The 13,056-nt window shown below is 61.7% G+C and carries 8 protein-coding genes; 1 reads left to right on the top strand and 7 read right to left on the bottom strand.

All coding sequences use genetic code 11. From position 1 onward, the window contains the following. Positions 1 to 7 precede the first annotated feature (7 nt). From ACSQ20_RS04150 to ACSQ20_RS04120, 7 genes are all read right to left on the bottom strand, one after another. Entirely contained in the window at positions 8 to 961 is a 954-nt protein-coding gene (locus ACSQ20_RS04150; RefSeq protein ID WP_436017712.1) for a GDP-L-fucose synthase family protein, read from the bottom strand. Between the two features lie 12 nt (positions 962 to 973). Continuing rightward, complete coding sequence (gene gmd / locus ACSQ20_RS04145; protein WP_436017710.1) at positions 974 to 2,092, bottom strand: GDP-mannose 4,6-dehydratase; 1,119 nt, start codon at positions 2,090 to 2,092, stop codon at positions 974 to 976. Between the two features lie 99 nt (positions 2,093 to 2,191). Then, positions 2,192 to 4,441, bottom strand: a complete 2,250-nt coding sequence (locus ACSQ20_RS04140) for a polysaccharide biosynthesis tyrosine autokinase (protein WP_436017708.1) — start codon at positions 4,439 to 4,441, stop codon at positions 2,192 to 2,194. A 68-nt stretch (positions 4,442 to 4,509) separates the two neighbouring features. Next, entirely contained in the window at positions 4,510 to 5,658 is a 1,149-nt protein-coding gene (locus tag ACSQ20_RS04135; protein ID WP_436017706.1) for a polysaccharide biosynthesis/export family protein, read from the bottom strand. 76 nt (positions 5,659 to 5,734) lie between these two features. Then, positions 5,735 to 7,138, bottom strand: coding sequence for an undecaprenyl-phosphate glucose phosphotransferase (locus ACSQ20_RS04130; protein ID WP_436017704.1), 1,404 nt, complete (start codon positions 7,136 to 7,138; stop codon positions 5,735 to 5,737). A 30-nt stretch (positions 7,139 to 7,168) separates the two neighbouring features. Further along, positions 7,169 to 8,794 carry a mannose-1-phosphate guanylyltransferase/mannose-6-phosphate isomerase gene (locus tag ACSQ20_RS04125; protein WP_436017702.1) on the bottom strand — a complete coding sequence of 542 codons (1,626 nt, stop codon included), beginning with the start codon at positions 8,792 to 8,794 and terminating at the stop codon, positions 7,169 to 7,171. Positions 8,795 to 8,809: 15 nt separating this feature from the next. Then, positions 8,810 to 9,808, bottom strand: coding sequence for a GlxA family transcriptional regulator (locus tag ACSQ20_RS04120; protein WP_436017700.1), 999 nt, complete (start codon positions 9,806 to 9,808; stop codon positions 8,810 to 8,812). Positions 9,809 to 10,925: 1,117 nt separating this feature from the next. Here ACSQ20_RS04120 and ACSQ20_RS04115 point away from each other — a divergent pair. Continuing rightward, a complete protein-coding gene (locus tag ACSQ20_RS04115; RefSeq protein ID WP_436017698.1) occupies positions 10,926 to 12,863 on the top strand; it encodes a hypothetical protein in 1,938 nt (645 codons plus the stop codon). Positions 12,864 to 13,056: the final 193 nt, after the last annotated feature.

The following is a 13,056-nucleotide window of genomic DNA, read 5'->3' as shown; positions in this document are numbered from 1 at the left end:
TTTCGAATCATCCGTTCGATGCCGCTTCGAGTGCGCAGTGGTGTGCACAAAAATCCTCGTAGGTCTTGGCGATACCGTCCTCGAGGTCAATGCTCGCGCGCCATCCCATGCTGGCCAGACGCGATACGTCGAGCAATTTCTGCGGTGTGCCATCGGGTTTCGTGGCATCGAATACGAGCTCGCCGCGATAGTCGACGATGCGCGCGACACATTCGGCCAACTCCCGAATCGACAAATCTTCGCCGACGCCCACGTTGTAGACGCCCTCACCCACGTCGTGCTCGAGCAAAAAGCGCGTGGCCGCGGCCAGATCGTCGACATGCAGAAATTCGCGGCGCGGCGCGCCCGTGCCCCAGACGGTGAGCGTGGGTGCGCGCGCTATCTTGGCCTCGTGCGCTTTGCGTATCAGCGCCGGCAGCACATGCGAGCCACGCGGGTCGTAGTTGTCGTTCGGGCCATAGAGGTTAGTCGGCATCAGCGACACATAGTGCGTGCCGTATTCGCTGTTATAGGCGTTGCACATCTTGAGGCCCGCTATCTTCGCGATGGCATAGGCATCGTTGGTCGGTTCAAGCGCTGAACTTAATAAGTACTCCTCACGAATCGGCTGAGGGCAAAGTTTAGGGTAAATGCATGACGAGCCGAAGAACACGAGCCGCGCCACGCTGGCGCGATACGCCGCGTGAATCACGTTGGTTTCGATCGCCAGGTTTTCGTAAAGAAACCTCGCCGGCTGCGTCGCGTTGGCCATGATCCCGCCGACGCGCGCCGCGGCCAGCAGCACCACGTCGATGCGCGCATCGTGGAAAAAGCTGTTGACCTCGTGCTGATCAGTGAGGTCGAGCTCGCTGTGCGTGCGCGTGACGAGATCGCGATAACCATGCGCGTTGAGTTCGCGCACCAGTGCCGAGCCAACCATACCGCGATGGCCGGCAACGTAGATGCGTGCATGCTTGTCCATCGTCGTGTCTCCTCACTCGTGATGTTCAAGCGCTGTGAAGCCGGCAAGCGTCACGAGCGCATCGCGCCGTGCAAGCTGATAGTCCGCTCGCACCATCTCTTTCACCAACGCATCGAACGATGTACGCGGCTGCCAACCGAGCTTTGCATGGGCCTTGGACGGATCGCCCAACAGCGTCTCCACTTCGGTCGGCCGGAAATAGCGCGGATCGATGCGAATGATGACGTCGCCCGCATTCATGCGCATTTCACGGTTCGCGACATGCTCGACAATGCCAAGTTCATCGCGTCCGCTACCTTCGAAGCGCAGCGTGACGCCCAGCTCCGCTGCCGCGCGCTGGATGAACTCGCGCACGCTGTACTGTTCTCCGGTAGCAATGACGAAGTCGTCCGGCGCGTCCTGCTGCAGCATCATCCACTGCATCTCGACATAGTCGCGCGCATGCCCCCAATCGCGCAGCGCCGACAGGTTGCCCAGATACAGCTCCTTTTGCAGGCCCACCGCGATGCGCGCAAGCGCCCGCGTGATCTTGCGCGTGACGAAGGTCTCGCCGCGAACCGGTGACTCGTGATTGAACAAAATGCCGTTGCATGCATAGATGCCATACGCCTCCCGGTAGTTGACCGTCGTCCAATAGGCGAAGAGCTTGGCAACCGCATACGGGCTGCGCGGATAAAACGGCGTCGTCTCGCGTTGCGGGACTTCGCGCACGAGGCCGTAGAGTTCGGAGGTCGACGCCTGATAAAAGCGCGTTTTCTTTTCCATACCGAGGATGCGGATGGCTTCGAGCACACGCAGTGCACCAAGCCCGTCGGCGTTGGCCGTGTACTCGGGCTCGTCGAACGACACCGCGACGTGGCTTTGCGCCGCCAGGTTGTAAATTTCGTCGGGCTCGACCTGCTGAATCACGCGCAGCATGCTGGCCGAATCCGTCAGGTCGCCATGATGAAGAAAAAGACGTTCGCCGCTTTCATGCGGGTCCCGATAAAGATGATCGATCCGCTCTGTATTGAAAAGCGACGTGCGGCGCTTGAGCCCATGCACGATGTAGCCTTTACCGAGCAGCAATTCGGCCAGATAAGAGCCGTCTTGCCCCGTAATTCCCGTAATCAACGCGACCTTGTGGTTCATCGTCTTGTCCTCTCGATGGTGGGGCCGCGCCGCTCGTGCCACGACGCGGGCCGAAATATTCCATGCTTAAGTCCTGCTGAATGAGTGCTCCCGCGCACCTCATTCGGCGATGCTTTCGTAGCCGTAGTAGCCCCCGTTGTACGAGCTGCCCAACATCGGCACCGCAGGCGGCACGTCCGTGAGCAGCACGCCTTGCAAGTTCACGCCACCCGTTTCGAGCCGCTTGGCCGTCTCGGCAATCTCCCCGATCGGATGCCGGCCATAGCGCACGACGAGCAGCGTCGTGCCCGCATACTTGCCGATCACCGTCGAATCGGTGACAGCCAGCACTGGCGGCGTATCGATGATCACGAGGTCGTAATGGCTTGACAGCGCGGCCAGCAAATCGCGAAAGCGCTCGCTCATCAGCAGCTCCGACGGATGGCTCGGCAACGTGCCCTTCGTCAACACGTCGAGGCCCGGCAGTACTTCGCGCTGGATGACCGAAGCGGGTTCCGCACCGCGCAGCACGTCCGACAGCCCCGGTTGATGACGAATACCGAAATGCGAGTGAACTTCGCCGCGACGCATGTCGCCATCGATCACCAGCACGCGCTTGCCGGCCGATGCGACAAGCGCCGCGAGGTTGACCGACAGGAACGACTTACCGGCATCGGGTCGCGAGCCTGTCAGCATGACGATGTTGTTGCGCGCATGGTCGAGCGACAGCTCGAGCGTCGTGCGCAGGCTGCGCACGCCCTCGACAGCAATGTCCTGTGGCGATTGCGCCGCGAGCACGTGCAACCCTTGACGGCGCATCATCACGTTTTGCTGCAGACGCAATTGCAAGCCGCTGCGCGGCACGACGGCGAACACGGGTACGCCGATCGCATTTTCGATTTCGTCGGCCCGCTCGACGCCGCCGTAGAGCGCCTTCTTCACGAAGGCCGCAACGATGCCGATAAATAGCCCGCCACCGAATGCGATCAGAAGCACGATGTAACGCTTCGGCCACACCGGCTGATCGGGAGCTTCGGCAAAATCGACGACACGCACGTTACCGACCTGCCCCGCCTTCACCACACGCAGTTGCTGCGCGCTGTTCAGCAGGTTCGTATAAAGCTCGGTATCCACGCGCACGTCGCGCAACAGCCGCAGCGCTGTCTGCTCAGTGTCGGGCAATTGCGACACGCTCTTCGACATCTGCCCCTGCGCGCCTTGCAACTGCGCGATTTGCGCGTCGAGTGCAGCGACGGCCGGATGGCTCGCGGTAAAGCGCTGCGAGAGGTCGGCCCGCTGGCGCTGCAAATCGGCGAGCTTCGTCTTGTTGTCGACCACTTGCTGCAGCAACAAACGGCTCTCTTCACTCAAATCGACGGTGCCGTGCGTGTTACGGAACGAGTTATAGCGCTGCTCCGCCGCATCCAACTCATGACGCAATTGCGGCAGTTGCTGATCGAGGAAGGCCAACGTGTGCTCGGCCTCGGCCGAACGGCGGTCTGCGTCCTGCTTGATGAATTGGCGTGCGATGCCATTGACAATGTCTGCAGTGAGCTGCGCATTTTCCCCTTGCAGCACGACGTTGATGACGCCCGACTGCAAGGCCGTTTCCGTCACGCGCAACGCTTTTTGCAAGCGCTCGACGGTATCGAGCGTCGACGAACGCGTCAGTTCGAATTGCGTGCCGGAGCGCCCGGTGAGCCGGTCGATATGCACAAGCACCGGCCCGGCCGTCGATGCGGCGCGAACATCCTCGCCGACGCGGCCGCTCGCAATCGCAATGCCGTCCGGGTCGCTGAGCGTGAACGTGCCGGCGGGCCCCGCCGTCAATGTCAACGTCTTGCCGTAAAGCGTCTTCGGTGTATCGAAGCGCGCAACGGAAATCTTCTCGTTACCCCAAGCGAAACCGCCGAGATCCATGAACGGGTCGATTCGAAAGCCGAACTTGCCCATGGTGAGCGCGGCGAGCAACGGACCGACCACCGGCACCATCCGCGGTTGCGCAGCAATGTCGAGATGCAGATCGCGCACGGTTGCTTCAGTGACGAGGCGCGACTTCAACAATTCGATTTCAGCGGCCGTCGTCGCCTTGCGCGTAAACATCCGCGAAAGCGGTTGGATCTGCTGCTGCTGATTGCCGCCGCCTCCACCACCGTTCTCGCCGTTTTGCACGTCCTCCACCTGAATGACGGCATCCGCCTTGTAGACGGCTCGCACGAGAAACGCATAGCCCACGCCCACCAGTGTCACGGCCAGCGTGATCGTGGCAATTAAGCGCCAATTGCTGAATATCGCCTGAAGATAATCGGTCAGGCGCAATTCGTCCGATGCCGACACGTCGGTGTAGCGATTTTCGAAATTCATAGCCATATCGATGACCCCGGTTGCTGGGCGCGACGCCCCGTCGCCGCGCGCGACGGGGCGAAGAGTGTGTGCACCTATTTGGTTACGATGGCCGCCGTCAATCCTGCGTTGATCGCCGGCAGGAACAGATTCAGCACGCGGTTGAACTTGACGAGCCCGCCGTTATCGACGTAGACCACGTCCTTCGGCTGCAACGCGAACTGATTCGCGAGCACCATCGAGACGGGCGACGTCGCATCGAGGTGATAAATCTGCGGATTGCTGCCCGTCGAATCGCGAATCACGAAGAGCTGCTTCGCCGCGGCGGTGTTCGGGTTCAGGCTGCCCGCTTGCGAGATTGCTTCAGCGAGCGTCATCTTGCCGTTACGCATCGGCATCACGGTGGCGGGCTTGTTCACTTCGCCCATCACGTATATGCCGTGCTCGTCGCGCGAGCCGACGCGCACCATGTCACCCGGCTTGAGGACGAGGTCTGCCGGGTTGTGCCCCGTGCGCACCAGTTCGCCGAAGTTCAGCGGATAGCTCGTGCCGCCGCGTACGAGCGTCACCTGGCTTTGATCCGCATTCGACGTAAAGCCGCCCGCACGGCCGATCGCCTGCGTCAGCGTCATCGGAATATCGTTGACCTGCTGCGCGCCGGGCTTGCCGACTTCACCGTCGACATACACCTGCGTCGAGCGGAACGACGTGATCCGCACCGTAACCTCGGGGGTCTTGTAGACTTTGCTGATGCGCGAGACGATCTTGCGCCGGATGGCCTCGACGCTGTCGCCGGCCACATGCACTGTGCCGGCATAGGGGAACTGAATGTTGCCCGCCTCGTCGACGACGAAGCCCGGCGCGGCATCAGACTCGCGTGTCGTGCCTGCGGGTTGGCCCAGCGCCGCCGCGAGTTCAGGGTGATCCCACACGGTAATCTGCAACACATCGCCGGGGCCGACCGCATACGAGCCGGGCTTGCCAAACAAGCTTTGCATTTCCGGCGCCAGCGTGTCTTTACTGGCTTGCCCGTTCAACTGTCGGATCAACGAAAGGTTGATGTCGGTAATCGGCACCTGCACCTTTTGTTGCGCCTCCTTGCTGTATTCGCCGCCCGTCTCATCAAGGGTGGAAGGGGTTTCCATGCGCTGGCCAGGCACCATCGAGCATGCCGAAAGCAGGCCCGCCAGCGCGACCAATACGAACATCATTAATGCGCGAACGCGCTCGTTTGAATAGCACATGACCGTTCCTCCGTGCCGTTGTTAGTGTCTGGGTGCCGGTGCAGCGTCACGCACCAGGCACCGCGTTGATCGATCGTCAATACGCATTGGTGTGCACCAGCCCCTTGACGATGGTCGCGGCGATGATGCGCATGTCGAGTGCGAACGACCAGTTGCCGAGGTAGTACAAATCGTGCGCTACGCGCCGCTCCATTTTTTCGATGCGATCGGTTTCCCCTCTATAGCCGTTGATCTGCGCCCAGCCCGTAATGCCTGGCTTGATGCGATAACGATGGATATAGCCGGCCACGACCTTCTGGTAAAGATCGTCGTGTTCGAGCGCATGCGGGCGGGGGCCGACCACCGACATGTCGCCGCGCAACACATTGAAAAATTGCGGCAGCTCGTCAAGACTCGTGCGACGCAGGAACGCACCGACTCTCGTTACGCGCGGGTCGTGCCGAACCGCTTGCTTGACCACGCCGGGCGACTCATCGTGCATCCGCATCGAGCGAAATTTGTAGATCGTGAACACGCGTCCGTCCGCGCCCTTGCGTTTTTGCCGAAAAAACACCGGCCCCGGCGACGACAACTTGACGGCCACGGCAATCGTCAACAACACCGGCGCAAGACCGATCAACGCGCATAGCGCGAACACGCGATCGAACAATTCCTTCTTGAACATCGCGCTCGGCGAAAGCGGCGAAGCCATCAGGTTGATCGCCGGCACGCCGAGCAGGTCGATGATGCCGCTCGTATCGAAGAGCGCGAGACTGCGCACGTCGGGCATGAAGCGAATGTTCACGAGATCGTCATGAAACTCGCGGACCACGCGCAGGATCGTTCCCTCCTCCGACAGCGGCAGCACGAGCCACAGTTCATGAAGATCGCTCGATCGCACATATTTGGCGAACGCATCGAGATCGTCAAAGCGCTCGACATGCCGATCGAGTGCATCGAGCGTAGGCACTTCATGATGCGGATCGCCTTTCGGCAGATACACGGCCGTCGCACGAAAACCGGTGGCGGGCGCGGCCTCGATGCGGCGCAAAATTGTTTCGCACTGCGAACCACATCCCACCAATGCAACCTGGTGCAAGTTCAAACCGGCGTGACGCAAACGCGCCAGCACGGCGTGCACGACGAGCCGGTATGCGATCAGCCCACCGCCGGCCAGCGCCATCCAATAGGCAAACCACAGCCGCGACACGAAATCGATCTGGCGCAGCGAGAACATCACCGTCAGCGCACAGGCCAGCACCGCGACCCACGCCAATGCAACCTGCCCAGCGAGCACGCGCTTGGAGCGGCCGCGCCACGATTCGTAGACGCCGAACATAGGGAACAGCACGAGCGCGAACGCAGCCGTGAACAGCGTGAACGCGTCGGTGAAGCCGCGTTGCGACCAGTCATCAAACCGCAACTCCGATGCAACGCCGGCCGCCGCGATAATCAGCATGACGTCGCATAGCCGCGCGAACAAACCTTGAAAGTCCCGCATATCGATCTCCGCGAGCGTGGGAACGCGTCGTCACTTCGGCGTATCGTTGCCGCTGCTTTTGCCATCGCCATCGTGGTGGGTCTGGTCGGCGCATCGCCCGTATTGATCGTCGAAGCGCACGATGTCGTCCTCGCCGAGGTAGGCACCCGATTGCACCTCGATGATTTCGAGCGGCACCTTGCCGGGGTTGTCCAATCGATGACGCACGCCGAGCGGGATGTAAGCCGATTCGTTCTCGCTCAGCAAAAACTGCTCGTCGCCGCGGGTCACGCGCGCCGTGCCGCGCACGACCACCCAATGCTCTGCGCGGTGGTGATGCATCTGCAGCGACAGACGCGCGCCGGGCGATACCACGATGCGCTTGACCTGAAACCGCTCGCCATGGTCGATCGAGTCGTAAAAGCCCCACGGGCGCCGCACCTTGCGATGCGCGTCGGCCTCGGGCGCGTGATCGGCCTTGATCCGCGCGACCAGCCCCTTGACGTGCTGCACGTGCGCGCGGTCGGCGACGAGCACGGCGTCCGGCGTCTCGACGACCACGAGGTTGTTCGTGCCGACACAGGCGATGAGGCGGCCTTCGGAATGTGCATAGGTCGCGCTTGCGCCTTCGAACACCACGCGTCCGCGCGCCACGTTGCCGTATGCGTCCTTATCGAGCGCATCCCAGACCGCGTCCCACGAACCGAGGTCGGACCAGCCGGCATCAAGCCGGACCACCACGCCGTCGCACGGTGCGTCGGCGGAGCCGAGACGCTCCATCACGGCGTAGTCGATCGAATCGGCTGGCGAACCCTCAAACGCCTCGGCGCCGGGTTCGAACCGGCCGCCTTGCGAATGCCCGCTGCCGAACGCAGCCAAGCACGCGTCATGCATCTGCGGCCGCAATGCGCGCAGTGCCGCGAGCCACACCGATGCGCGCATCACGAAGATGCCGCTGTTCCACCAGTAGGTGCCCGCCGCGAGGTATTTGGCAGCGAGTTCGGCGGCCGGCTTTTCGACGAAGCCTTCGATCACATGCGTGCCGTCACTGATTGCCTCGCCGATGCGGATATAGCCGAAGGCCGTATCGGGGCGCGTCGGCGGCACGCCGAGCGTCGCGATCGCACCGCGCTCGGCATGACGCGCGGCCACTTCGACCGCGGCTTGCAGCGCCGGCACGTCGGCGATGGCGTGGTCAGCCGGCATCACAACGAGAATCGCGTCCTCGCCGTGCGAGAGCGCCATTGCCGCGGCCAGCGTGAGCGCGGGTGCCGTGTCGCGCCGGGCTGGCTCGACGATCAGCTTTGGCGCGACACCGTTCGCACGCAACTGCTCGTCGATAATGAAACAATGCTCGCCGCCGCAGACGACGATCGGCGATTCGGCCATCTCCCAGCCGTCCGGAAAACCATCGAGACGGCGGACCGTCGCTTGCAACAGGCTATCCGAGCCAACCACATCGATCAGCTGTTTCGGAAAGTGCTCGCGCGACATCGGCCAAAGCCGCGTGCCCGAGCCGCCAGCGAGTACCACGGGGACAATCTTTTTGCACGATGTCGACGTACCCGGCTTGCCCACCCCAGGCGTGCGGGGAGCGAGCGCGGTGGCGGACCACGCGGCGGAGCGCGAGCGCTCCCCGTTGCCGCCGTCGCCATATTGTTGTTCGTGAGACCTCATGCCATGACTCCCTGTTCAGCCGCCCGCTTCGCGGCGGCTTTGCATACGGAACTCGGTCGGCGAAATCATCATTCGCTTTCGAAAGATCTTCGCGAGCCGGTCGCCGTTGCCCATGCCGCTGCGGCGCGCGATCTTGTCGACCGGCAGCTCGGAATCGATCAGCAGGCTGCAGGTAATGGCCAGGCGCGCTTGCAACAGATAGTCCGATGGCGTCATGCCGAGCTCGAGCTTGAAGCGTCGCAAGAAGTTGCGTTCGCTCATTGCCGCGACCTGTGCCGCATCGGCGATCGAGATCGGCCGTTCGCAGTTCTCCTGCAGCCAGCGCGCAGCGCTGCGAATCTTGTCGCCCGCGCTCGTGGCACCTGCGTCGCCGAGAATCGGCACGAAGCGCGCGCTCGAGCCCGGCATCAGCCGTTCCGCCACGCGGCGCGCAACGTCGAGACCGAGATCGCGCTTGACCATCGTCAGTGCGCCTTTCATCGGCCCGAGGCGGTCGCTCGTGTCGGCAATTGGCGCATCGCGTCCCGCCTGCTTCAGATAGGAGCTGAATTGATATTCGCTGTCGCGATTGCCGATGCCCGCAGCCTCGAGCAATAGATGGCCTTCGTCGATCGAGCGGACATTGGCGGTCTTCACCTGCACGCGGCGCAGCCATCCGATCAGCCGTTCGTCGCTCGCCGCCACATTCGCGCCCTTGCCGCCCGCCACGAACAGCGCATCAAAGCCGTTGTAGTGACGCGCGTCGAGGCCGTCGGTCCAGACGCGCACAGACGAGGAGCAATTGACATTGCCACCACCGGCCGATAGGAACGAAACGTCATAGACCCATTCGTCGCTCGAGCGGTGGCCGACCAGCTCATTGGCCACATGAAAGACTTCGGCGACGAGGCCGGCACCGAGAAGCGAAAAACCGTCGAACAGGACGATCGCAATGCGGCGCGTAGCGCATCGTGGGCTGGACTGCACGGTGTGCAGCCAACTCATCACGGCAGGTTCGATACTCGCGTAAGGCATGGCATTTCCCTCAAAAGGCGTTGCCTGCATATTGGCTGCCCCCTTCGTCAATTTGCAGTGCATCGTAGACAGAGCGCATACGCATTGCGCACATCGTGACGCAATCGGACGGCATGTTGTCGGAATGACGCGGACCGAATAAATCGCCTTTTCCGACATCTGGCGCATACGTCTGGACCAATCGGACAAATCCAATTAATTACCCAGTCTTTCACACACGAATTAGCTAAAAAACGCCAAGCCGCGCTGGCAAAACCAATGCCATGGCTAAGCGGCGAATGCACCGCCGGCGCTTGTCTCCTGCTTTGTGACTTTGATCAATCTGTGAACTCGGCTTCGAGCAAGCCGATACCAACCAGCGCAGTTCCTCGGCCAGGCCTATGCGGCGAAAAACAGCTGCCAGGCCTCGTCCGCCGGTGCCAAAAGAAAGGCACTCCCGAACCAACGCTTGGGGGAAAAGATAAACGGACTCGCTCTACACATATGTTGCGCAACCCACATTGGCGCATAAAGCCTGAAACTCGATGCTAGCGATTCCTGGCACATCATTCTTTCTTTCTTATTTTGTATCATCAAATATCGGCATTGTGCGCAACGCGATGTTTCAATCTTGACTCATTTTGATAAATCCTCAATTCCCAATATATGGTCAATTTTAATCGTAACAAAAATGTGCAATTGCTTCGCTTAATAGCTGATGAAAGGCGCGTGAGAGGAAGTCGATCGCTTGTGGAATCGCGGCTCGTCACCTTGCGTTACAGCACCGGCGGTGCGGCGGCAAGAGTTTCCGCTTGCGCGGCGTTGCTCGCGCAAACGATGCGCCGGTGAAACATTCCATCGGTCGTGCTCGCCAGAATGCAAGCAGCGCAGGCGCCCGCATCTCGTCTAGTATCCAGACGAACCCAGACGATTCCGCCACGCCGTGTTGCGCCAATCAACTAGATGTTTCAGTTCCGAAAATTACTGAAACTCGGTCGCCCGACGGCGCGTGAATCGGGATCGAAAGACACACGTCGCGTCGAAATCGACGTTCGCCCCACAGTGTTCGGCAGCAGACAGTTCAGGCCGGTTGCCTGTGTTGTAGTCGGAAGTCCACATTCCTCGGATGGTTTCGTTCATGCCTGCTGCGCGTCACCAGTGGCAACCGTTGGCACTGTTGGAACTGGTAGCCTGCCTCGCATGGCTCACGCTTCCGGCATCGGCTCGCGCGGCAAGTGCGGTCGATCAGGCGAGTTCAGGTGGCCAGTCCATTGTTTGTGAGGCCGCCGCGAACGCTCGCGCCGCCGTCGCAACCGGCGATGTGCTCGAAGCCGATACGCCTGGCAGCGACGGCACGCGCCTATTCGCGCTAGCAAGCCCCATCACGATTGCGTTCACCACTCGCACGAAGGAGAACGACACGCTCGCGTGGCAATTGCGCGACGAGCGCGACGCGGTGCGCGCAAGCGGCCGCGTTAGCGTGGCAGCCGGCGAGCGCATCACAACATTGCGCTGCCGTTCCACGCTGGCCGGCTACTTTGCGATTTCGGCAACGCTCGAACGTGTGGGCGATGCATTGCCCGCGCGCGGCACGCGTCCCGCAGGGATCGTCACGTTTGGTGTGCTGCCCGACGTCTCGCGCGTGCTGCCGGCCGTCGCTTTCGCGCGACAAGATCAGCATCGCTTCGGTGGACAGGGCACCAACTATTTGCAGCCGGGGCAAAGCTGCTGCGATGGTGACGGCTATCGGCCGCTTTACCCGGAGCTCGGGCTGACATGGGCCAACGATAACCGCAACTGGTACATGCAGGAACCGCAGCACGCCGACACCTTCAAGCCCGGCACCGACACGCTGGCGCCGTACTTTAGAAAAGGCGACATCATGCGGCTGATCCAACTCGACGGCATTCCTGGGTGGGCCAGTCCGACCGGCGAGCGCACGCATAGTTACGCGCCGGTATCGGAGGCCGCTTATCGAAGCTACATGCGGCGCGTCGGCGCCGATTCGGCTGCCATCCGCGCCCGATATTTTCCGCGTCAAGCGAACAACTACTACCAGGTGACCTGGGAGCCCGATCACGACAGCGGCCTGCCCTGGCGCGATACCGATGCGCATTTCGTGGCGCTTTATCGCGCAACTTACGAAGCGATCCACTCGACCGATCCGCATGCCGTCATCATGGGCACGGCCAATGCATCGGTGCGCGAAAACGCGCGCTGGCTCAAACGCCTCGCACCGCTCGGGCTCGGCAAGTATCTCGATGGCGTGTCGATTCACGGCTACTACGATATCGGCTGTTCGCCGTCGCATCCGCCAGAACGCCTTTCCACCAGTGCCAATGCGGCGATCGCGGCCAATGCGCTGCCTGCATCGATGCGCGAGTTGCGTGGTGCGATGGGGCAGTATCTCAAGCCTGGTGCGAAGCTCTTTGCGACGGAAACGGGCGTCAGCTACGACATCGGCACGTCATATAGCGCGAATTATCCGACGCATAACGTGCTGTTCGCGCATGGCGCCGTCGTCGCACGCACCCACCTGATTCTGCTCGGCGAAGGGGCCGACATCAGCTACGTGTTCTACTCGACCGATACCCCCGATGCGCCGCCTGGCTATGGATTATTCTTCGACCTCACGCATGCGCAGGGCAGCTATGGGTCGAACAACATCAGCCCCAAGCCGGCGGCGATGGTGATGGCCGCCATGACGCGCATCATCGATGGCACGATCACGCTCGGCTATTTGAACGACGTACCTTCCGGCGTGTACGGCTACGCGTTTCAACGCTTGGATGGCGGCAAAATCGTCACGGCGCTGTGGACGCACGATAACGCCGCATGGAGCGCGTCGACGGGCTTTAGCGCGACGCACAGCGTGCCGTATGCGCTGCAAGTCGACGATGCGAGCAGCTCGGGGCAGGTCGCCGTGCTCGATGCAATGGGCAACGCCACATCGATGCCGTATAGCAATGGACGTATCAAGCTCGCGCTGACCGAGTCGCCGATCTACGTCGTTTCGTCACATGCTGCTGCGATCAAGTCGCACGTCGCGCAGCCGGCGGGGTTCGTCGGGCGGTGAGTGGCGGCAAGACTTGCCGCCATCGGAGCGAACTATCGAAGCGATCTGACAACATGCCGTGCTTTTCCGACGCGGCCAGACGCGATGCGTCGCATGCCGCATATGATGCGACCCAGTCGGCTGTCAAGTACGCTGCACGAGTTCTTACGCGCAGCGCCCGTTTCTCGAATGTTCCTGCCGTTGCGCGACACTG

The sequence above is a fragment of the Trinickia sp. LjRoot230 genome, assembly GCF_964253315.1.
GTDB lineage: Bacteria > Pseudomonadota > Gammaproteobacteria > Burkholderiales > Burkholderiaceae > Trinickia.
Note: the sequence above shows the minus strand (reverse complement) of the source record. Positions and strands in the feature narration are given on the sequence as shown.